The sequence below is a fragment of the Embleya sp. NPDC025285 genome, from assembly GCF_055558835.1.
The window spans coordinates 22,500-44,413 of record NZ_JBVHLU010000090.1 but is presented as its reverse complement, the minus strand read 5'-3'; the positions used below and the strand labels follow the sequence as shown (position 1 = coordinate 44,413).

Here is a 21,914-nt window from a genome sequence, read left to right as displayed (position 1 = left end):
CGGCCGGTGGTACGGCGGTTCGTACCACCGGCCGCGCTCAGCCGAAGCGCTCAACCCGAATGCGAGTGGTCGGCACCCCCGCCGAGGTGAGCAACCGGCCCGCGTGCTCGGCGAAGCCGGTCGAGCCGCACACGAACACCTCGTAGCGCTCGTCCGCGAGCACCGCCGCCACGTGCGGCGCGAGCGTCTCCGCGCGCAGCCGGCCCACCGGATGCGGATACCCGCTCGGTGCCGCGCGACTGTACAGCACGGTGTGCTCCTCGCCCGGCAGCGCGGCCAACTCGCGTGCGTACAAAAGGTCTTCCGGGGTGCGCGCACAGGCCACCAGGCGCAGTGGCACGGCGAGCCCGCGCCGCCGGCGGTGGCGGACCATGGCCATCAGCGGGACCAGGCCGGAACCGCCGGCCACGAGCAGCGCCGGTCGATCGCCCGCCCACGCGAAGAATCCGCCGAGCGGGCCGCGTACCTCCAGCAGGTCCCCGGGCCGGGCCACATCGTGCACGAAGCCGGACACCTCACCGCCCGGCATGCGGTCGACGGTGAACTCGATGTGCCCGGCGTCGTCCGGCGCCGAGCCGACCGAGTAGTGCCGCTGCGCGGTGTACCCGTCGGCGGCGGTGAGCCGCAACATGTAGTGCTGGCCCGCGACATGCGCGTTCCACACCGGCAGCGCGAGTCGTACGGTGACCGCGTTGGGGGTCTCGCGGCGCACCTCGACCACTGTCGCGGCCTGCCAGTCCACCTTCCCGCGCAGACTCGGCGCGGCCCGACCGGGCGCGGCGAAGGCCGGAATCGGCGGCGCGCCGGGCCCGTTCGCCCCGCCCGCCTCGGTCACCGCGGTCGCCTCAGTCACCCGAGTACCTTTCCTCCGCCCACGGGTCGCCGCGGTGGTGATAGCCGTTGACCTCCCAGAAGCCCGGCTCGTCGTGGTCGAGCAGACGCAGGCCCGCGATCCACTTGACGCTCTTCCAGAAGTACAGGTGCGGCACCAGCAGCCGGGCCGGCCCGCCGTGTGCCGGGGTCAGCGGGGCGCCCTCGAAGTCGAACGCGATCCAGGCCCGGCCGCCGGTCAGGTCGGCGAGCGTGAGGTTGGTGGTGTAGCCCGTGTGCGAGTAGGCCACCGCGTGGGTGGCCGTGGCCAGGGGGTCGGCCTCGGCCAGGAACGTGTCCAGCGAGACGCCGGTGAAGTCGGTGCTCAGCTTGGACCAGGACGTGACGCAGTGGATCGGCCCGTCGTAGCTCTCGCGGGGCAGCGCGCGGGCCTGCTCCCAACTCCACGCGCGCGGCCCCTCGACCAGTCCGTCGATCCGGAACGACCAGTCGGCCGGCGCCAGTTCGGGGGTGACCTCGGCGGAGAGCACGGGGAAGTCGTGGCGCGCGTCGTACTGACCCGGTGGCAGCCTGGGGTCGCGTTCGGCGGCGGTGTGCCGGCCGACGAAGCCGCGCGTGGTGGAACTCATGGCGCGACCTCCGATGCTCGCGTCGGTGTGGTGTCGTTCATTTCGGGATCCCGATTCGGTCGACCGGACGGGTTCGGCAGCGTGGCGGCGAGCGCGTTCAGCTCCTCGATCGCCGCGCCCTCGTCGATCGTAAGCAGTCGACGATCGCGCATGACGATCCGGCCGTCGATCACGGTGTCCCGTACGTCGGCGGGCCCGGCCGCGTAGGCGAGCATCGACCACGGGTCGTGTCGGGGCGTCAGGTGCGGCCGGTTCAGGTCCAGGACGACCAGGTCGGCCGCCTTGCCGACCTCGATCGACCCGGTCAGCGCGCCGATCCCGATCGCCCGCGCGCCGTCGACGGTGGCCATCCGCACCGAGGCGCGCGCCCCGATCAGGGTCGGGTCGGGCGCCGCGCCGGGGGTGACCCGGTGCAGCGTCGCGGCGGCGCGGATCGGGCCGAACAGGTCGAGCGCGTTGGCGCTGACCGCGCCGTCGGTGCCCAGGCCCACCGGCACGCCGGCGGCCAGCAGTTCGGGCAGCGGGGCCACCCCGGAGGCGAGCTTGAGATTGGACACCGGGCAGTGCGCGACGCCCGCGCCGGACGCCGCGATCAGCGCGATCTCCTCGCCGGTGAGGCAGACCGCGTGCGCCAGCAGGGTGCCCGGGCGGAGCAGCCCGAGGTCGTGCAGGAGCTCCACCGGGCGGCGGCCGTACCGAGCGCGCACGTTCGCCACCTCGACCGCGTTCTCGGCGGCGTGGATGTGCAGCAGCGCGTCGTGCTCGCGGGCCAGTTCGGCCACCGCGAGCAACTGCTCCGGGGCCAGCGTGTACGCGCTGTGCGGGGTCACGCAGCGGGTGGTCGAGCGGCCCAGCAACGCGGGCGCGAGCCGCAGGCGCGCGGCGAAGTCGAGACCGTCCGGCGGTCCGGGCACGTCCATGAACGTCGGCCCGGTGACCAGCCGAAAGCCCGCCTCGGCCGCGGCCGCGAGCCCCGCCTCGGGGAACCAGTACATGTCCATCGCGGTGGTCACCCCCGCCCGGATCGACTCGGCCAGCGCCAGCCGGACCGCGACCCGCACCACCTCGGCGGTCAGCACCGCGCTCTCGGCGGCCACCAACCGCTCCAGGAACACCTGGAGGTCGACGTCGTCGGCCCGGCCCCGGAACAGGGTCATCGCCGAGTGCGCGTGCGCGTTGACCATCCCGGGCAACACCAGACAGCCGCGCGCGTCCAGGGTCGGCGCGGCGCGATACCGGGCGCCCAGCTCGCCCGCGGTGCCCACCGCGACGATCCGGCCGCCCTCGATCGCCACCGCGCCGTCGGGTATGTACGTGTCGGCGGCGTCGGCGGTGAGCACCGCGCCGCCGGTGACGAGCAGGTCGCTCACGCCCGGTCCGCCGCCTCGCCCGCCTCGTCCAGGGCCAGTCGGTACAGCGCGTCCAGCGCCACCACGACGCCGCGCTCGACGCCCTCGGCGACCACCCGGCGGTGCGGATCGTAGGTCGAGCTGCCGGACTCGTCGACCAGGTCGTCGGCCGCGATGCCGTCCACGACCAGCACGCCGCCGGCCCGGTGCCCGCCCAGCGCGGCGAACACGAGCAGCGCGGACAGTTCCATCTCGATGGCCAGCACGCCGGCCGCCTGGTACGGCTTCATCGGCAGTTCGAGCACCCCCGGCATGAACGCCGCCCGGGTCCACACGACGCCTCGGTGGTGCGGCGCGCCGTGCTCGCGGGCCGCACCGTGCAGCGCGAGCACCACCTCGGGGGTGGAGAAGGCCGGGAACTCGGCCGGCACCAACTGCTGGGTCACGCCGTCGTCGCGGACCGCGCCGGTGGCCACCACCAGGTCGCCGTCGCCCACACCGCGCGCCATCGCGCCCGCCGTGCCGAGCCGGATGAAGGTGCGTACGCCGGCCTCGGCCAGCTCGCCGAACAGGCACACCGCGCCGGGACCGCCCACGCCGTGCGAGGACACCACGACCGGTACGCCGCGCCAACTGCCCGCGTAGCTGACGTACTCGCGGTTGGCGCCGATCTGTCGCGCGTCGTCCAGTCGCTCGGCGACCAGTGCGGCGCGGGCGGGGTCGCCGACGACCAGCGCGTGGGCGGGCAGGCCGCTGCTGGGGATCTTGGTGATCGGCAGTACGGCCGGACGAGTGGTGCTGCTCATGTGGACGGCTCCGAGGTGGTGCGGGCGAGGCGGCGGGGACGGGGGATGCGGCCGGTGAGCCGGCCGGGCGGTGCGGTGCCGCGCCTGGCGCGCGAGCGGGTGGCCAGGAACAGCGCGACCAGCGTCATCACGTACGGCGCGGCGTCGGCGGCCTGCTGCGGCATGCCCTCGCCCTGGAGCCGGAAACCGACCGCCTCGACCAGGCCGAACAGGATGCCGGCGAGCAGCACGCCGACCGGGAGCGCACGACCGAGCATCACCGCGACCACCGCGATCCAGCCGCGGCCGGCGGTCATGTTCTCGGAGAACAGGGTCACGTTGCCCAGCGCGAGCTGCGCGCCGGCGAGTCCGCACAACGCGCCCGAGGTCAGGATCGCCGCGTAGCGGTAGCGCGCGACGCTGACGCCCAGCGACTGGGCGGCCTCCGGCGCCTCGCCGACGCCGCGCAGCCGTACGCCCCACGGGTGTCGGGACAGCAGTACGGCGATCACCACGACCGCGACCCAGGACAGGTACACCAGGGGCGAGTGGCCGGACAGCGCGCGGCCCAGGAAGGGCACCGACTCCAGTCCGGGGATGTCCACCGGTTGCAGGCCCTTGAGGTCGGGGTCGCCGAAGGTGCCCTGCTTGCCGAAGATCGTGCGCAGCAGGAACCCGGTCAGGCCGACGGCGAGCAGGTTCAGCGCGATGCACAACACGACCGCGTCCGCGCCCAGGGTGACCGCGCCGATCGCGAGCAGCAGCGAGAAGACCATCGCGGCAAGCACCGCCGAGATCACGCCGACCCACACGCTGCCGCCGAACCAGCTACCGGTGACGGCCGCGAAGCAGCCGATCAGCATGGTGCCTTCCAGGGACACGTTGAACACGCCGGCGCGCTCGCACAGCGCGCCGCCGAGGGCGGCGAACAGGATCGGGGTGAGCGCGCGCAGTGCGGAGAAGATCAGTTCCGCGTCGAAGGACATGGTCAGTTACCTCCGTCGCCGCGCGCGGGAGCGAGCGGCCCGGCGACGCCGGTCTCGAGTACGCCGGTGTCGACCAGGCCGGTCTTGGCATCGGGTGGTGGTGGATGGGCCTCGGCCTCGGGTCCTCGGCCGAGCCGGCGCAACCAACCGCCCTTGCGGAAGACGCCGCCGCGCACCGCGAGGAACAGGATCACCACGGCCTGGAGCACGGCGGTGAGCTGCTGCGGCACCGCGGTCTCCTGCTCCATGCCGAAGCCGCCGATGGTCAGCGCGGCGAAGAAGAAGCCGGCGGCCACCGTGCCCAGCGGGGACGCGGCGGCGAGCAGCGCGGCGAGCAGGCCGGTCCAGGTGTAGCCCGGGGTGATCAGCGCGCCGTCGACCAGGCGGTACGGGAAGCCGAGCACGGCGATCGCGCCGACCAGCCCGGCCAGCGACCCGGAGGCGAACATCAGCCGCAGGGTCAGCCGGGACCGGTCCACCCCGGCGTAGCCGGCGAAGCGCGCGCCCAGGCCGGTCATCCTCACCTCGTAGCCGGCGGCGGTGCGGTGGTCGACCACGAAGTAGACCACCGCGGCCAGCACGATCAGCACGATGCCGACGCTGACCCCGGTGCCCGCGCCGGACCCGGCGGCGAACTCGGGCAGCTTGACGCCCTCCGGCAGCCGGTCGGTCTGCGGGATGCCGGAGCCCTTCTGGAGCAGCGGGAAGCGCACCATGTAGGACACGAACGACATCGCCGGGTAGCTCAGCAGCAGGCTGGAGACCAGCAGCGGCACGCCGCACCTGGTCTCCAGGACGGCGGCGAGCGCGGCCCACAGACCGCCCGCGAGCACGCCCGCGAGCAGCGCCAGGATCACGGTGATCACGTCGGGGAAGGGCGAGTACAGGCCGACCGAGGCGGCGGCCAGGCCACCCAGCACGAGTTGGCCGTCGCCGCCGAGATTGACCAGGCCCGCGCGCAGCGGGATGGCCAGCGCCAGCGCCATGCCGACGATGGGGATGCACTCGCCGAGCGTGTCGCCGATTCCCTCGGAGCCGAACGCCCCGGTGAGCACCGAGCCGTACGCGGTCAGCGGGTCGGCGCCGGTGCCGGCCAGGATGATCGCGCCCAGGATCAGCGCGGCCACGATGGACACGGTGACCGGGGAGAACACCACGCCGCGCACGCGCAGCGCCAGGTGCGCGAGTGGACCGGATGGGTGCTCGGTGGCCGTACCGGCCTTGCTGGCAGTCATATCTGATAACCCGTCAGGCCTGGTGGGCGGTGGTCGGTGCGGTGGCCTGCCGGCCGTCGGCGTCGCCGTCGGCGTCGGCGTGCGTCGCGGCGTCGGCGGTGGCGCGGGTGGTGGCGCCGCCGGCCATGGCCATGCCGATCGTGTGCACGTCGGCCTCGGCACGCGGCAGTTCGGCGACGATCCGGCCCTCGTACATGACCAGGATGCGATCCGAGAGCGCGAGGATCTCGCTCAATTCGGCGGAGACCAGCAGGATGCCGTGACCGGCGTCGCGATACTCGATCAACCGCGCGTGGATGTTCTCGATCGAGCCGATGTCCACGCCGCGGGTGGGCTGCTCGACCAGGAGCAGCGGCGCGTCGTGGGTGATCTCCCGGCCGAGGATGGCCTTTTGCTGGTTGCCGCCGGACAGCGTGCCGATGGTGACGGCGGAGGACGCGGCCTTGACCCCGAAGCGCTCGATCACGCGCGCGGCGTGCTCGCGGATCGCCGTGCGCCGCAGGAAGCCGCCGCGGCCGGCCAGCGGCGGGCTGCGGTGGAAGCCCATCGCGAGGTTGTCGGCCAGCGAGGCGTCGCGCGCGGCGCCGACCGTGGCCCGGTCCTCGGGTACGTAGGCCAGGCCCGCTCGGCGCCGGTGTTGCACCGAGGAGTCCTTGACGTCGTGGCCGGCCACGAGCACCCGGCCCGCGCTGCTCGGGCGCAACCCGGCCAGCGCCTCGACCAGTTCGCTCTGTCCGTTGCCGGCCACGCCCGCGACGCCGACGATCTCGCCCGCGCGCACGGTCAGCGACACGTCCTCGACCAGCGGCTTGGCGCCGCGGCCGGCGGAGACGGTCAGGCCCTGTACGTCGAGCACCTCGGCGGCGGGGGCGCCCGCCGGGTGGGTGCGGTCCAGGTCGATCCGGCGGCCGGTCATCGCCAGCGCGATCTCGGCCGGGGTGGTCTCGGCGGTGGCGAGCCGGGCGGTGACCCGGCCGTCGCGCAGCACGGTGACCCGGTCGCTGACCGCCATCACCTCGCCCAGCTTGTGGGTGACCAGCAGGATGGTGCGCCCGGAGCGGGCCAGTCCGCGGATCACCTCGAGCAGCCGGTCCGCCTCGGCCGGGGTCAGCACGGCGGTGGGTTCGTCCAGGATCAGCACCCGCGCGTCGCGGTAGAGCAGCTTGAGGATCTCCACCCGCTGCTGGACGCCGACCGGCAGGTCCGCGACGCGCGCGTCCGGTGGGACGTGCAGGCCGTGCGTCTCGACCAGCGCGGCGACCCGGGCGCGCGCTGCGGCGCGGTCGACCAGGGCGCGCCGGGTGGGCTCGCTGCCGTAGACCACGTTCTCCGTGACGGTCAGCGAGGGGAAGAGCTTGAAGCCCTGGTGGACCATGCCCAGTCCGGCCGCGATGGCCTGCACGGGCGAGCCGAACGAGTGCTCGGTGCCGCGCAGCAGGATGTGGCCGGCGTCCGGTCGTTGCAGGCCGTACAGGATCGACATCAGGGTCGACTTGCCCGCGCCGTTCTCGCCCATGACCGCGTGGATCTCGCCGCGCTCGACCCGCAGGTCGACCCGGTCGTTGGCCAGCACGCCCGGAAAACGCCGGACGATGCCGCGCATCTCGACCTCGGCGATGGCACCGGGGGCGGCGGCGTGCTGATCGTTCATCGGGCGAATCTCCGGGGGGAAGGGGGCGAGGCCGGGCGGGGTGGTCGCCGGTGTCGGGTCGGTGGACCCGACACCGGCGAACCGCGGGCAGTCCGCGACTGCTCGGCGACTACTTGGCGGCGGCCGGGTCGGCCACGGTGATCGTGCCCGCGACGATCTGGTCACGCAGGCCCAGCACGGTCTTGAGCACGTCCGGGTGCTGGGCGATCAGGCACTGCGAGGTCTCCAGGCCGGGCTCCATGCCGGTGAGCGTGATGCCGCCCTCCTTGAGGCCGTACGAGGTGACGCCGCCGGGCTTGCCGCCGACGATCTGCTCGACGCCCTGGGCGACCGCGATGTCGGTGTGCTTGATCACGTTGTCCACGACCGTGCCCGGCGCCGCGGAGCACTGGTTGACGTCGACGCCGTACGCCTGGACGCCGGCCGCCTTGGCCGCGTTGAACACGCCCAGGTTGCCCGCGGCGGAGGCGGCGCCCATGATCTGGTCGACGTCCTTGGCCTTGAGCGACGCGGTCTGCTCGCTGGCCCGGGCCGGGTCGTTGAACGGCTTCTGGCCGCCGACGAACAACTGGGTGAAGGCGCTCGCCGGGTTGGTCTGCTTGGCGCCCGCGCCGAACGGGTCGGAGAAGCGACGGATCTGCGGGCTGTCCAGCGCGACCACCGCGCCGACCTTGCCGCTCTTGGTCAACAGGCCCGCCTCGGCGCCCGCGAGGAAGGTGCCCTCGTGCTCGCGGAAGGTCGCGCAGGTGATGTTCGGGTACGGCTTGGTGGTGCACGAGTCGACGAACAGGAACTGCTGCTTCGGGTTGGCCTCGGCCTGCTGGGCCAGCACGTCGGCGAACTCGAAGCCGACGGCGACCACGACGGCGGGCTTCTGGCGGACCGCGGCCTCGACGTTCTGCTGGATCGCGCTGGTGTCCTTGCTCTCCAGCACGGTCGCGCTGCCGCCGGCCTTGCGGGCCGCGTTCTGCGCGCCGGTGGCGGCGAGCTTGAGGAAGTCGTTGACGCCGATCGGTTCGGGCGTCACCAACACGATGTTCTTCGCCGGGTCGCCGCCCGTGCCGCCGGCGGCCGGGGACTTGTCCTTGTCGGCGGAGGCGTTGCACGCGGTGGCGGCCAGCGCGGTGCCGACGACGACGGCGGCCACGGTCAGGCGGTGGCGGGAGGTGATGCGGTACATGAGCGTCCTTGGGAGGAGTGTCGACCCCGGCGGGGCGGTGCGGAATCGGCGGTTCGGGGACGGGAACCTCGCGGTCCCGCGGGCTCGGCGCCGGACGGCGCCGCGGCTTCGGGGTGGCGACGGGTTCGCGTGTCTCGATCGGCGTTCGGGCGATCGATCGGCGGGCGATCGATCAGTACAGGCGCCGACAACAGCGGCCGGTGCGGCGGACACAGACGCCGCGTACACCGCGCTTGTCGAGCGGAAGCGGCGGACGGTCCCACGCCATGGAGCGGCCGCGGCACTCGATACGTACGTCATGACGCCGCGTTTCGGCCACAGCCTGCTCCCTTCCGATCGCACCAGTCCGGGTCTCGATGTGATCATCACATCCGACTGGTTTCGGGGGAGGTTAGCACCCTCACCAGGCACTTCTCGCTCTTGTTCAGAATGTGGACAGATTGTCCACGATGTGAACATTGGGTGACCGGATCGACACGCGGTCGTCCCGGATGCCGGGCGGGAGTCGGGGCCGAGCCGGCCCGCCACGTAGCATCCGTAGTGCCGAGGCACGCGCTCGCTCCCACGCGCGGCGCGCCGGCGGGCCGGTGCCCTCGCCCGCCCGCGTGGCCGCCGCCCGCGCCCGGCGCTCGATCACCCGCCCGGAAAGGACCCCTGATGGCCTCCGAGATACGCTCGCTCGCCTGGCACGGCACCGGCCTGCGCCTGCTCGACCAGACCGCGTTGCCGCAGCGGATCGTGCACCTGGACATCACCGATGTGGACGCGCTGATCGACGCGATCCGCCGGCTCGCGGTGCGCGGCGCGCCGGCACTGGGCGCGGCCGGCGCGTTCGGCGTCGCGGTGGCCATGCGGCAGGCCGAACGCGAGGGCTGGGACGCGGACCGACTGGCCGCCGAGATCGCCCGGATCCGGGACGCCCGGCCCACCGCGGTCAACCTGGCCGGCGGCGTGGACCGGGTGTTGCCGTTCGCGGCCAAGGGCGTGGACGCGGTGCTCGCCGAGGCCGAGGCGGTGGTCCGCGAGGACGTCGAGGCCAACCACGCGATCGGCCGGCACGGCGCGGACTGGATCCTGTCCCGGGTCGAGCGGCGGCCGCTGCGCGTACTGACCCACTGCAACACCGGCTCGCTGGCCACCGCCGGATGGGGGACCGCGCTGGGGATCATCCGCGAACTGCACGCGCGCGGCGTCCTGGAGCTGGTCTATGTCGACGAGACGCGCCCGCTGCTCCAGGGATCGCGGTTGACCGCCTGGGAGTTGGACCAGGAGGGCATCGCGCACCTGGTCCAACCGGACGGCGCGGCAGCGAGCACCATCCTGCGCGGCCTGGCGGACGTCGCGGTGATCGGCGCGGACCGGATCGCCGCCAATGGCGACACCGCGAACAAGATCGGCTCGGTCGGCGTCGCGCTGGCCTGCGCCGACGCGGGCATCCCGTTCGTGGTCGCGGCGCCGCTGACCACGTTCGACGACGCGACCGCGCACGGCGACGAGATCACCATCGAGGAGCGCCCCGAGTCCGAGGTGCTGGAGGTGGCCGGCGTCCGGGTCGCCCCGGCCGGCTCGCGTGCGTTCAACCCGGCCTTCGACGTCACTCCGGCTCGACTGATCAGCGCGATCGTCAACGAGACGGGCGTACGCGAGTACTGAGCCGCGGCACGCGGGCGGGGCCACGAGCGGATCGTGGTCCCGGCCCCGCGCGCTTTTCGTCGTGTGGGCCTGTGGGCCTACCGGTCTGTGGGTGTCGCGGGTCGGGCTCAGCCCTCGGCGATGCGGTAGTCGAGGAGCCATTCGACGATCTCGACGTGGTGCCGGGCCTGGATCGGGTCCGCGCCCCAGACGTACATCCCGTGCGAGGCGACCACGACGGCCGGCACACCCGGGATCAGCGCGGCCTCGAGCCGGTCGCCGAGTTCGGTCATGTCCTGGCTGTTGGCGATCACCGGGATGGTGACCGTCTCGTCGTGCGCGGAGCGGCCGATGCCCTTGAGCATCTCCAGGTCGCGCAACTCGATCCCGGCCGGCCAGCGCCGACCCGCGCGCACGGCGGACACGGCGTGCACGTGGAAGACCGCGTTCGCGCCGGTCAACGCGACCACCCGGGCGTGCAGCCCGGCCTCGGCGGACGGCCGACGCGGCGGCGTGCTCGCCTCCTCCGGGACCGGTACGCCTGCCGCGTCCACCACGACCAGGTCCTCCGGCGTCAACTCGCCCTTGTCCAGGCCCGAAGCGGTGACCGCGAGCCGCAGCGGGTCGCGCGAGAGCACCACGGACAGGTTCCCGGAGGTGCCGCGCATCCAGCCGAGCCCGGCGAAGCGCGCGGCCTCCCGCGCGAGGGTGGCGCCGGCGTCCGCGCGCACGGAGGCCGGGACCAAGGCGGAAGTGCCGGCGTCGGGGGTCGTCATGGGGGTTCCTCACTGTTCACGGTCCGGACGCACCGGCTCACAGTGTGGTCGAACCGGTAGTTCGGGCCATCATTTCACCCACGCCGCGGCGAACCCGGATCGGCACCGGCGCGAGTGGCCGTGTGGCCGTGTGCCGGCCGTGGGAGCGCCTCCGAGCCGGGCTCCGCCCGCGGTGCGGCGACCGGTCCTACGCGTCGTAGCGCAGGATCGGGCTGTCCTCGCGCAGCAGCCGTTGTCGATAGGCCACCGCGAGCCACGCGGCCTCGCGGTAGGCGGCCTCCAGCTCGTGATAGACGGTGTCGATCAGGGCCGGGGCGGGACCGTTCTCGGTGCGGAAGGCCAGGAACAGCCGCACCGCGAGCGGATCGCCGGCCAGCGGTCGCACCGCCATGTCCGGTCGGGGCCGCGACGTGGGCTGGCACGGGGTGACCACTTCGCCGATCGCGACCAGGGACGCCGCCGTGAGGTAGTCACCGTGCAGGATCCGGGGGTTGATGCCCGCGTCGGTCAACACCTCGCGCAGGCCCTCCCATTCGCCGTCCACACTCGGGTCCACCATCCACTGGTCGTCGGCCAGTTCGGCGAGCTTGACCTCGGACTCGGCGGCGGCCGGATGGTCCGGGGACATCGCGATGAACTGCGGTTCCCGCTCGACCAGAACGCGGCGTCGCACACCGTCCGGCACGCGCAGCGGGAAGCCCTCGACCTCGTGCACGAACGCGACGTCGAGCTGGCCGGCGGCGACCATCCCGAGCAGCGTGCTCGCGGACACGTCCACCCGCAAATAGGTGTCCGTGGTGGGCAGTCGCAGTCGCAACCGGCGCAACCAGTCGGCGATCACCCGGTTCGCGGTGCCGCCGATCCGCAGGTGTGGACCGGCGGTTCGGACCGCCTCGGCCTGGGTGTCGATGACCAGCGCGCTCATCTCGGCCATGATGGGTCGGGCCCGATGCAGCATCGTGAGCCCCAGTGGAGTGGGTCGGCTGCCGGTCCGGTCGCGGACGAACAACGGTGCGCCCAGAGCGTTTTCGATTCGTCTGAGCTGTGCGGTCAGGGACGGCTGGGTCATGCCGAGCAACCGGGCCGCGGCGTGCAGGCTGCCGGTGTCGCCGATGGCACACAGTGCGCGGAGGTGCCTCACCTCGAGCTCCATGATGCGGAGGATAGGACGCACCACCGAGGTCGTACCAGACACCTGTGCGCGCGGGATGGGCGGGGGAAGCGTGAATCTTGCGTAACACGATGCGTGAATGCGCGGTGACGGTGCGGGAACGGGTGGTGATACGACCGTGCTATCGCCGATTGTCATCATCCGGGCCGGACCGGGCTCCCGTGAGACTCGTTGCGCACCGAACAGGTCTTCGGCACCCAAGGAGCCCCCCATGTCCCCAGTGCGTCCCCGGAATCCCCGTAAGACCATCGTTACCGCCATGCTCGGCCTCGGCCTCGCCGCCGGACTGATCTCCGCGCCCGCCGCGGCGGCCGGCACCGACGGAGTCGCGGCCCCCCTCCGCGCCTCCGCGCACTACACCTCCGCCCAGGAGGACCAGGCGCAGAACCAGGCCTTCCTCGACGCGGTGATGAAGTCCGTGGCGGCCAAGCGTGCCGCGGCGCCGAACTCGGCGGCAGCGGTCACGGTCGTGTACAGCACCGCGAACGCCCCCAGCTTCCGCACCCAGATCGCCCGCTCCACGCAGATCTGGAACAGCTCGGTCACCAACGTCCGCCTCCAAGAGGGCAGCAACCCCGACTTCCGGTACTACGAGGGCAACGACTCGCGAGGTTCGTACGCGAGCACCGACGGCCACGGCAACGGCTACATCTTCCTCGACTACCGGCAGAACCAGCAGTACAACTCGACCCGGGTCACCGCCCACGAGACCGGACACGTGCTCGGCCTGCCGGACCACTACTCGGGTCCGTGCAGCGAACTGATGTCCGGCGGCGGCCCCGGCACGTCCTGCACCAACGCCAACCCGAACTCCGCGGAACGCGCGCGGGTGAACCAGCTCTGGCGCAACGGCCTCGTGGCGTTCTCCGCCGCGGCCTCCTGACCCGATCCGGCGACGCGCACCCGGACACTCCGGGCTCCCCTGCGCGTCACCTCGTCCCCTGATCCGGCACCCGACCACCGCCCCCCGCGGTGGCCGGGTGCCGTTCCATGCCTGGGGCGCGCGTCCCTTCGTCCGGGCCCTCGGTGGACCCCGACACCCGTGCCGTCCTCAAACGCCGGACGGGCTGGGGCGGTTCGGCCCTTTCCGCCGGCCGCGGCGTACGGTGGCGGGCCTCGGTCGTGCGGACCCGTGGGATCGGTGGGCCTGTTGCGGCTCTGTCCTCAAACGCCGGACGGGCTGGGGCGGTTCGGACGGGACGGATGGTTGTGCGGCCTTGGCTGCCGGTGGCGGGCCTTGGTCGTGCGGACCCGGTTGGGCCGGTGGGCCTGCTGCGGTTTTGTCCTCAAACGCCGGACGGGATGAGGGGGTGCCCGGCGGGCAGAGGACGTGAGTTTGGCCAACTTTGCTTGCAGCCGCACCTCGCCGCATGTGCGCCCTGATCCGCCGACGGGAACCACAGGCGGGAAAGCGACCTCCGCCGCACGCCCGCCACCACGCCGAGACGCCTCCCGCCCCGCCTTCCCCCGTCCCGCGCCGCGCTTCGCGCCCCATCGCGCCGCGCCCCGTCCCGCGCCGCTGCGCCGTCGCGCCGCCCTGCCGCGTCGCCATCGCGCCGCGCCCATCGCGCCGCGCCTCGCCCCGTCCCGCGCCCTGCGCCGCCCCGCCGACCCGGGCTGCCTCGCCGACCCGGGCCGCGCCCTGCGCCGCCCCGCCGACCCGGGCTGCCTCGCCGACCCGGGCCGCGCCCTGCGCCGCCCCGCCGACCCGGGCCGCCCCGCCGGCCCGGGCCGCGCCCTGCGCCGCCCCGCCGACCCGGGCCGCCCTGCCGACCCGTCCCGTGCTCCGTCTCCGCCCCGTCCCGCCGCCGCGCCTTGCTGATCCGTACCGCGATCCCGGCTCGTTGCTGCGACCCGCGGTTCCGTCGCCGCGCTGCGTCGTTGTCGCTTGTTGTCGTGTCGGGGCTGTTACGGGGGTGGGGGTGGGCAGGATGGGGGGATGGGTGCTGCGGTGGCGTTGGTGGTGGTGGACGGGGCGAATGTGGTGGGGGCTGTGCCGGATGGGTGGTGGCGGGATCGGCATGGGGCCACCGAGCGGTTGCGGGACGCGTTGGTGGGGATGGCGGCGGCGGGGTTGCCCGGTGGCGGCTCCGTGCCGGAGTGGGCGCGGCGCGGGCCGTTGGACGTGGTCCTGGTGGTCGAGGGCGCGGCCCGCGAAGTCGCGGAGGTGCCCGGGGTGCGGGTCGTGCGGGCCTCGGGCAGCGGTGACGACCGCATCGTCGAGTTCGTCGCGGCCGAGCACGCGAGAACGCCCGCGCGTCGTTGTCTCGTGGTGACCGCCGACCGCGGCCTGCGGGAGCGGGTGCGCGCGTTCGCCGCCGAGGTGACCGGTCCCCGGGCGGTGCGTCCGGGCTGATCGCGCCGCCGGGATTCGGGCTCGCCGCGAAGGGCGGATATCGTGAGGTACGGCGGCCCCGCCCACGCGGGTCCGACGTCCCGAGGTCCCGCCCGCGCCGCCGGCCGTACCCGACACCCGATCCGTGGGCAATCGCCGGAGGAAGCATGACCACCAACCGAGTCCGCAAGGGCGTGATCCGAGGCCGGATGGCCGCCTCCGGCGAGTCGTACGTCGTCGCCGCCCGGCGGATGACCGTCCCGCGCGGGTCCAAGGCCCCCGACGCCCGGACCGCCGCGGCGCTGGCCACCCGCTACTGGGAGCCCGCCGAGAGCCTCGACCTGCCCTGTCCGTGCGGCGGCACCTGCGCTCCCGGCGAGCGCTGCACCCGTTGCCACGCGACCTACCGGCACGCCGCCCGGATCCCCGGCAGCGACACCGATGTCGAACTCTGGCAGGACCGGTACGACTGCACCGGCTGCGCGAACACCTATTCCTTCACCGTGTCCCTCCCGGACCGACCCTGGGGCGCCGTGCAGTCCGTGCCGCAGCGCGGCGGCCGGGAACCGATCGTCCGGATCAAGCCGTTCGAGGGCATCGGCCACCCGAACCTTCCCGCCTGACCGGGCCGTTGAGCCGGGCGTGGCCCGCCCCCTGGGGCTCAGGGCTTCTTTCGGTCCGGTACGAGTTCCAACCGGAAGCGCTGGTCGGCCGTGCCCGAGCAGCCGGCCTGTGCGGCCTCGGCCCCGGGTGAGATCTCGGCGGGGCCGCCGAGGATCCCCACGCACAAGCCGCTGTGCACCGGGCGGAGTCGAAAGAGCCCGGGTAGGAGCGGGTCGGCCGGTTCGATCAGAAAGCGCTCGTTGGCGGCACCCGTGCATACGCCGGGGCTGAGCAGCGCGCCGGGGGCCAGCAACGCGTCGTCCACGCGCAGGCAGCCGATGCCCTCCACCGGGTGGTGCCACTCGATCTGGTAGACGTCCGGGGCCAGCGCCTTGAGGTAGGTGTCCGGGACCAGACCCGCACACGGGCGTTGCACGGCCAACGGCCGGTCGGTGCGCCCGTTGCGCTCGAGCCCCTCACCCAGGCACAGCGACTCGTCGGCGATCTGGCCGGGCTTGACCAGGTAGTGCCCGTCGGCGAGGCGGGAAACATCCTTGTCGTCGGAGTAGTGGCGGATGGTGAGGATCGTGCCGATCGCGATCAGTACGAGGATCACGCCGATCAGGACCGGCACCGCACTGCGGTGACGCCACCACGGTTCCGGCGGCGGTTCGCCCGCCGACTCGGCGGCCGGCCCGGGCGGTTCGGCCACCCGGCGTTCGGGGACGCGTCCCGCCGCGAGATTCTCCCGGACCGCGAGCCAGCGCGCGGCGGCGTCGGCGTCCAGCCCGCAGGCGAACACCAGCGCCTCGACCAGGTCGGCCCTGGGCAACGTGCTGCGACCGAGCGCCGCGGCCACCGTGCTGGCGGGCAGTACATGCCCGGACGCCTCGGCCTTGGCCGCCAGTTGACGGTACGTCAGCGCCGACCACTCGCGCAGGGCACGTAACGCGGCCACGTACTCCGCCGCCGTGGTCGCGCTGTCCGGTTGTGGAGCGCTGTCGTCACGCCGTGTCACGCTTCTCCCGTTTCCTCGGACCGACACACACTCGCCGTAGCTGACGCGGCACCCATCGTGCCGGCAGTTCGACGGGGCGGGGAGTCCCAGAAAAGCGATAATCCGGACCCGAATCGATCGATTCCGGGGAGCGGCCGGCAGCCGGTCCGCGACGATCCTCGGATCGGCGTTCGGTCCGGACCCCTGTCCCGTTCCGTTCGAAACGTGTTCCGGTCGGCGCCGTGACCAGCCGGGACACGCGGTCGCCGTCCGGGACACGCGGAGCACCTTCCCGCCGGCCGCTCCGGGCCCGCAGTGTCGAACCCGTTCGCCGGGCCGGCCCGCCGGGTGAACGGGGGTGGCGGGCCGGAGAGGTGCGAGCGCCGGCGCGTCCGGGGCGCGCGTGATCGACGGTGGGTTCGTCGGATGTACGGGGAAGCGCGCGACCCGGGCGACAGGGCGGCGGGGCGACAGGGCGGCGGGGCGACAGGGCGGCGGGGCGGCGGGACCGTGGAGCGGCATCGGACGCGGTGCGTCGGGCCGCGGAACGCCGCGGGTGCGGGCGCGTAGCGGCGCAGTTTTCGGCCGCGTCGGTGGGCCGGCGCGCGGTGGTCGGCGGTGATGCGGTACGAAATCACCTGTGATCGACGACGCCCCGACGCCGCCCAGGACCGTACGACTGTTCGTGGCGCTCGCCCCGCCGGACGATGCCAAGGACGAACTGGCCCGGGCGCTGCGGCCGGTGCACGCCGCGCATCCGCGGCTGCGCTGGAACCGGATCGAGGACTGGCACATCACCCTCGTCTTCCTCGGCGAGGTGGCCCCGGACGTGGTCGAGGCCCTGCGCGCACCGCTGGCCGAGGTCGCCGCCTCGACCCGGCCGGTCGACCTGGAACTGCGCGGCGCCGGGCAGTTCGACGAGCGGGTCCTGTGGAGCGACGTGCGCGGGGACCTGGCGGCGCTGCACACCCTGGCCGACGCGGTTCGCGGCGTGGTCCGGGCGGGCGGCGTCGTGCCCGCGGACCGGCCGCTGCGCGCGCACCTGACCCTGGCCCGGGCCCGCCGGGACAACCCCGACGGCATCGGAGTCGCCGCCCGCGAACTGGAGGACTTCGTCGGCCGCCGCTGGTCCCCGCGCCGACTGCACCTGGTCGGCAGCAACTTCGGCCGGGGCCCGGGCCCGATCCACTACCGCGACGTGGACGCCTGGCCGCTGGCCGGCCGCTGAGGCCCAGCCGCCCGGCCGCCGCGCCCATCGCCTCGGCGGCCGATACCCGGGCACTCCCGGGAGTCGACGGTGCGCTCAGCCGCCCGCCTCGGTCGCCGCGCACGGGTCACTCCGGCTCCACCCCCGCCGGCACGGCCGCGACGCTGCGCGGTGCCCGACCGAACCCGAGGGACGAGCCCGGGACCGATCGGCTGTCTGCGCGCCATCGACGGCTCGCGGTCGGGTCCTCTAGCATCGCGCTGTGATCCTCAGCCACCGCCGCACCGGCGAGAACGCGCCGTCGCGCGTCGCCGTGCCGCGCCGTCGCTGTTGTTGATCCGACCTTCTCCGCGCAATCGACGCACCGCCGCGCCCGTATGCCCGCGCGCGCCTCCCGACGTCCCTTCAGCAGAGGAAGCCTCGATGACACCGATCAGCGAAGTCTCGTACGACCGACACCGGTTGCGGCAGTGGATCGGCGGCTCCGCCCGCGCCGACGGGGTGCCCAGACGCGACCTGCTCAAGTTGCTCGGCGCGGCGGGCGTCCTCACCGCGCTGCCCGCGGGTACCGCGTACGCGGCCGACCCGACCGCCTCCACCGCCCCCACCGACCCGAGCCGCCCACCCGCGCCGGCCGCGCCGCCCACCGCCCCGGGTGCCGTCGCGGCCCCGGGGATCGTCAAGCCGCTGCCGCCCGAACTGTTCACCATCCGGGGCACCAACGCGGAGACCAACTTCCACGCGTTGCGCGGGAGCGGCTATCACACCCCCGTCGACCGGTTCTTCGTGCGCAATCACACCTCGACCCCGCAACTGTCCGCGCGGGACTGGCGGTTGCGGCTGTGGGGGAGCGGGTTGCGCGGATCCGTGGACCAGGCCCACGCGATCGAACTCGACCTGGCCGACCTGCGCCGACTGCCGGCACACACCCATTCGGCCACCATCGAGTGCGCCGGCAACGGCCGCAGCTTCTACACCTCGCAACAGGGCGAGTCGGTGGCCGGCACCGCCTGGACGCTCGGCGCGATCGGCATGGCCCGGTGGCGCGGCGCGCGGCTGTCGGACGTGCTGCGCCGCGCGGGTCTGCGCCGCGAGGCGGTGGATGTGCTGCCGCGGGGGCTGGACGAGGAGTACGTCACCGGCGGCGTCAACCTCGGCCGGGTCCGCCGGCCGTTGCCGCTGGCCAAGGCGCTCGACGACGTGCTGCTCGCGTACGAGATGAACGGCGAGCCGCTGACCGCCGATCACGGCGCGCCGGTGCGGGTGGTCGTGCCGTCGTGGGTGGGCATCTCCTCGATCAAGTGGGTCGGCGACATCGAGGTCTCCGCTCAGCCGCTCTACTCGCCGTGGAACACCGACTTCTACCGGCTGTTCGGGCCCGCCCACCCCGAGGGCGGCAGCGCGCCGCTGACCCGACAGACCCTCAAGAGCGCCTTCGAACTGCCCACCGGTGCCCGCTTCGCGTCGCGCGTCACGCACCGCCTGGAGGGCCGCTCCTGGTCCGGCACGGGCGGCGTACGCCGGGTGGACGTCAGCACGGACGGCGGCGCGACCTGGCGCCGCGCGCGGCTGCGGGACCAGCCGCGTCGGGACGGCTGGGTGCGCTGGAGTGTGGACTGGCGTCCCACCACCACCGGCCCGACGGAACTGCTCGCCCGGGCGAGCGACACCTCGGGGCGGGTCCAGCCCGATCGTTCGACGTTCAACACCCAGGGCTACTTCTTCGACGCGGTCGTGCGCCACCCGGTGACCGTCGACTGAGCACCGGGCCGGCCACTCCCGGCACGGGAAACGCCGAACCGCCCCGGCCGGGCGCAGTGCCGGTCGGGGCGGTTCGAAGGTGTCGGCCCGGGGTTCGCGGGGATCGGGCCGACCTCGACGAGGTCGGCCCGCCCCGAACGGGTCAGCCCAGCGAGGCGATGGCCTCGTTGAAGGTGGCTGACGGGCGCATCACGGCCGAGGCCTTGGCCGGATCGGGACGGTAGTAGCCGCCGATGTCGGCGGGCGAGCCCTGTACCGCGATCAGTTCGGCGACGATCGTCTCCTGCTGCTCGGTCAGCGTCCGGGCCAGGCCCGCGAATGCCTCGGCGAGCGCCGCGTCCTCGGTCTGCGCGGCCAACTCCTGGGCCCAGTACAGCGCCAGGAAGAAGTGGCTGCCCCGGTTGTCGATGCCACCGAGCCGACGGCTGGGCGACTTGTCGTTGTCCAGGAAGGTGCCGGTGGCGCGGTCGAGCGTGTCGGCCAGCACCTGGGCACGGGCGTTGCCCACGGACTGCGCGAGGTGCTCGAAGCTGACCGCGAGCGCGAGGAACTCGCCCAGGCTGTCCCAGCGCAGGTAGTTCTCCTTGACCAACTGCTGCACGTGCTTGGGCGCCGAGCCGCCGGCACCGGTCTCGAACAGGCCGCCGCCGTCCATCAGCGGGACGACCGAGAGCATCTTCGCGCTCGTGCCCAGCTCCAGGATCGGGAACAGGTCGGTGAGGTAGTCGCGCAGCACGTTGCCGGTCACCGAGATGGTGTCCTCGCCGCGACGGATGCGCTCCAGCGAGAAGGCGGTCGCCTCGACCGGCGACATGATCTCGATGGTCAGGCCCTCGGTGTCGTGCTCGGGCAGGTACGCGCGGACCTTCGCGATCAGGTTCGCGTCGTGCGCGCGGCCCTCGTCGAGCCAGAACACCGCCGGGCTGCCGGTCGCGCGGGCGCGGGTGACGGCCAGCTTGACCCAGTCCTTGATCGGCGCGTCCTTGGTCTGGCACATCCGGAAGATGTCACCGGCGCCGACGACCTGCTCCAGGATCGCGGTGCCCGCGCCGTCGACGACCCGCACGGTGCCCGCGGTGGGGATCTCGAACGTCTTGTCGTGGCTGCCGTACTCCTCGGCCTTCTGCGCCATCAGACCGACGTTGGGCACCGAGCCCATCGTGGCCGGGTCGTAGGCGCCGTTCTTGCGGCAGTCGTCGATGACGACCTGGTACACGCCGGCGTAGCTGCTGTCCGGCAGCACGGCCAGGGTGTCGGCCTCCTTGCCGTCCGCGCCCCACATGTGACCGGAGGTACGGATCATGGCCGGCATCGAGGCGTCCACGATCACGTCGCTGGGCACGTGCAGGTTGGTGATGCCCCGGTCGGAGTCGACCATCGCCAGCGCCGGACCGGAGGCCAGTTCGGCGTCGAAGGACGCCTTGATCCTCGCGCCGTCCGGAAGCGACTCGAGACCCTTGAGGATCGCGCCGAGACCGTCGTTGGGGCTCAGACCGGCCGCCGCGAGCGCGTCGCCGTGCTCGGCGAAGGTCTGCGGGAAGTAGGCACGTACCGCGTGGCCGAAGATGATCGGGTCGGAGACCTTCATCATGGTGGCCTTCAGGTGCACCGACAGCAGCACACCCTCGGCCTTGGCCCGGGCCACCTGCGCGGCGAGGAACTCGCGCAGCGCCGCCGCGCGCATCACCGAGGCGTCCACGACCTCGCCCGCGAGCACCGGTACCGACTCGCGCAGCACGGTGGTGGTGCCGTCCTCGGCCACCAGCTCGATGCGCAGCGAGCCCGGCTCGGCGATCACGGCGGACTTCTCGGTGGAGCGGAAGTCGTCGGCGCCCATGTGCGCGACGTTGGTCTTCGAGTCGGCCGTCCACACGCCCATGCGGTGCGGGTGCGCCCGGACGTAGTTCTTGACCGACGTGGGGGCGCGGCGGTCCGAGTTGCCCTCGCGAAGGACCGGGTTGACCGCGCTGCCCAGGGTCTTGCCGTAGCGCGCCCGGACGTCCTTCTCCTCGTCGGTCTTCGGGTCGTCCGGGTAGTCCGGAAGCGCGTAGCCCTGCTCGCGAAGCTCGGCGATGGCCGCCTTGAGCTGCGGGATCGAGGCCGAGACGTTCGGCAGCTTGATGATGTTGGCCTCGGGCGTCTTGGCCAGGTCACCGAGCTCGGCGAGCGCGTCCTCGAGCCGCTGGTCCGCCTTCAGGTGGTCGGGGAACTGGGCGATGATCCGCCCGGCCAGGGAGATGTCACGGGTCTCCACCTTGACCCCGGCCGTCGCCGCGTACGCCTGGACCACGGGCAGGAACGAATACGTCGCCAGGGCCGGGGCCTCGTCGGTGTGCGTATAGATGATGGTCGGGTCAGTCACAGGATGCTCCGCTCCATGTCCGCAACATTGCTCGACATCAAGATATCTTGCGGCGGAACCCTTCGCGTCCCGCCCCCCGCCCGTCCCGGCAGCCACGGGGTCACACGGTGTCGGGTCGGTCCGGACCGGCCAAAGCGCGGAGTTTGAGGCCCAGGTGCAGGTCAGCCGGTCGTCGCCGTGGTCCAGCCGGCAGCCGGTGGGCGCCTCGATCCGACGCAGCCGTCGGTACAACGTCGCCAGGTGCACGCACAACAACGCGGCGGTGCGCCGCACGTCGCCGGCGTGGTCGAGGAACGCGGCCGGCGTCGGCAGCAGCACTCCGTGACCGTCCGCCCGCTCCAGCACGACCAGGGCCGGCACCCGAGCCGCCGCGCCCAGCTCCGCCGCGGGCAGCCGCAGAAGCAGGTCGTAGGGCCCGGCGCAC

At 73.4% G+C, this 21,914-nt stretch carries 18 protein-coding genes; 6 read left to right on the top strand and 12 right to left on the bottom strand.

Features of this window, described 5'->3' with window-relative positions:
* Positions 1-37: 37 nt before the first annotated feature.
* From ACZ4FV_RS40070 to ACZ4FV_RS40035, 8 genes are all read right to left on the bottom strand, one after another.
* Entirely contained in the window at positions 38-853 is an 816-nt protein-coding gene (locus ACZ4FV_RS40070) for a ferredoxin reductase (protein ID WP_465325617.1), read from the bottom strand.
* Positions 846-1,460 carry a sulfite oxidase-like oxidoreductase gene (locus ACZ4FV_RS40065; protein WP_465325615.1) on the bottom strand — a complete coding sequence of 205 codons (615 nt, stop codon included), beginning with the start codon at positions 1,458-1,460 and terminating at the stop codon, positions 846-848. Before ACZ4FV_RS40065 ends, ACZ4FV_RS40070 begins: the two co-directional genes overlap by 8 nt.
* A complete protein-coding gene (locus tag ACZ4FV_RS40060) occupies positions 1,457-2,830 on the bottom strand; it encodes an amidohydrolase family protein (protein WP_395873848.1) in 1,374 nt (457 codons plus the stop codon). The genes ACZ4FV_RS40065 and ACZ4FV_RS40060 overlap by 4 nt, the downstream gene beginning before the upstream one ends.
* The gene (locus ACZ4FV_RS40055; RefSeq protein ID WP_402241535.1) at positions 2,827-3,615 is read right to left on the bottom strand and encodes a nucleoside phosphorylase; all 789 of its coding nucleotides are present in this window, start codon (positions 3,613-3,615) and stop codon (positions 2,827-2,829) included. The genes ACZ4FV_RS40060 and ACZ4FV_RS40055 overlap by 4 nt, the downstream gene beginning before the upstream one ends.
* A complete protein-coding gene (locus ACZ4FV_RS40050; protein ID WP_395873845.1) occupies positions 3,612-4,580 on the bottom strand; it encodes an ABC transporter permease in 969 nt (322 codons plus the stop codon). Before ACZ4FV_RS40050 ends, ACZ4FV_RS40055 begins: the two co-directional genes overlap by 4 nt.
* 2 nt (positions 4,581-4,582) lie before the next feature.
* On the bottom strand, positions 4,583-5,815 hold the full coding sequence (locus ACZ4FV_RS40045; RefSeq protein ID WP_395873844.1) for an ABC transporter permease: 1,233 nt from the start codon (positions 5,813-5,815) through the stop codon (positions 4,583-4,585).
* A 13-nt stretch (positions 5,816-5,828) separates the two neighbouring features.
* The gene (locus ACZ4FV_RS40040) at positions 5,829-7,466 is read right to left on the bottom strand and encodes an ABC transporter ATP-binding protein (RefSeq protein ID WP_465325611.1); all 1,638 of its coding nucleotides are present in this window, start codon (positions 7,464-7,466) and stop codon (positions 5,829-5,831) included.
* Between the two features lie 109 nt (positions 7,467-7,575).
* A complete protein-coding gene (locus ACZ4FV_RS40035) occupies positions 7,576-8,646 on the bottom strand; it encodes a BMP family ABC transporter substrate-binding protein (RefSeq protein WP_395873842.1) in 1,071 nt (356 codons plus the stop codon).
* 657 nt (positions 8,647-9,303) lie between these two features.
* On the opposite strand from ACZ4FV_RS40035, the gene mtnA reads away from it, so the two are divergent.
* The gene (gene mtnA, locus ACZ4FV_RS40030; protein WP_395873841.1) at positions 9,304-10,299 is read left to right on the top strand and encodes an S-methyl-5-thioribose-1-phosphate isomerase; all 996 of its coding nucleotides are present in this window, start codon (positions 9,304-9,306) and stop codon (positions 10,297-10,299) included.
* Positions 10,300-10,406: 107 nt separating this feature from the next.
* On the opposite strand, the gene mtnB is transcribed toward mtnA, so the two are convergent.
* On the bottom strand, positions 10,407-11,054 hold the full coding sequence (gene mtnB, locus ACZ4FV_RS40025; protein ID WP_402241547.1) for a methylthioribulose 1-phosphate dehydratase: 648 nt from the start codon (positions 11,052-11,054) through the stop codon (positions 10,407-10,409).
* 187 nt (positions 11,055-11,241) lie between these two features.
* Positions 11,242-12,207, bottom strand: coding sequence for a LysR family transcriptional regulator (locus ACZ4FV_RS40020; protein WP_395873839.1), 966 nt, complete (start codon positions 12,205-12,207; stop codon positions 11,242-11,244).
* 229 nt (positions 12,208-12,436) lie between these two features.
* Here ACZ4FV_RS40020 and snpA point away from each other — a divergent pair, with 229 nt between their 5' ends.
* The 3 genes from snpA (at position 12,437) to ACZ4FV_RS40005 (ending at position 15,183) form a co-directional block, all read left to right on the top strand.
* Positions 12,437-13,108 carry a snapalysin gene (gene snpA / locus ACZ4FV_RS40015; RefSeq protein ID WP_402241550.1) on the top strand — a complete coding sequence of 224 codons (672 nt, stop codon included), beginning with the start codon at positions 12,437-12,439 and terminating at the stop codon, positions 13,106-13,108.
* A gap of 1,056 nt (positions 13,109-14,164) precedes the next feature.
* Complete coding sequence (locus ACZ4FV_RS40010) at positions 14,165-14,581, top strand: PIN domain-containing protein (protein WP_395873837.1); 417 nt, start codon at positions 14,165-14,167, stop codon at positions 14,579-14,581.
* A 146-nt stretch (positions 14,582-14,727) separates the two neighbouring features.
* Positions 14,728-15,183 carry a hypothetical protein gene (locus ACZ4FV_RS40005; RefSeq protein ID WP_395873836.1) on the top strand — a complete coding sequence of 152 codons (456 nt, stop codon included), beginning with the start codon at positions 14,728-14,730 and terminating at the stop codon, positions 15,181-15,183.
* A gap of 38 nt (positions 15,184-15,221) precedes the next feature.
* Here ACZ4FV_RS40005 and ACZ4FV_RS40000 read toward each other — a convergent pair whose 3' ends face one another.
* Complete coding sequence (locus ACZ4FV_RS40000; protein WP_402241556.1) at positions 15,222-16,181, bottom strand: hypothetical protein; 960 nt, start codon at positions 16,179-16,181, stop codon at positions 15,222-15,224.
* 619 nt (positions 16,182-16,800) lie between these two features.
* Here ACZ4FV_RS40000 and thpR point away from each other — a divergent pair.
* Together thpR and ACZ4FV_RS39990 are read left to right on the top strand one after the other, a co-directional pair.
* Positions 16,801-17,388: an RNA 2',3'-cyclic phosphodiesterase gene (gene thpR / locus ACZ4FV_RS39995; protein WP_465325605.1), complete on the top strand. Its 588-nt coding sequence runs from the start codon at positions 16,801-16,803 to the stop codon at positions 17,386-17,388.
* Positions 17,389-17,790: 402 nt separating this feature from the next.
* Positions 17,791-19,128 (top strand): sulfite oxidase, encoded by a 1,338-nt coding sequence (locus ACZ4FV_RS39990; RefSeq protein ID WP_395873833.1) that lies wholly within the window; start codon positions 17,791-17,793, stop codon positions 19,126-19,128.
* Positions 19,129-19,270: 142 nt separating this feature from the next.
* Here ACZ4FV_RS39990 and ACZ4FV_RS39985 read toward each other — a convergent pair whose 3' ends face one another.
* Positions 19,271-21,850, bottom strand: coding sequence for an NADP-dependent isocitrate dehydrogenase (locus ACZ4FV_RS39985; RefSeq protein WP_465325602.1), 2,580 nt, complete (start codon positions 21,848-21,850; stop codon positions 19,271-19,273).
* Positions 21,851-21,914: the final 64 nt, after the last annotated feature.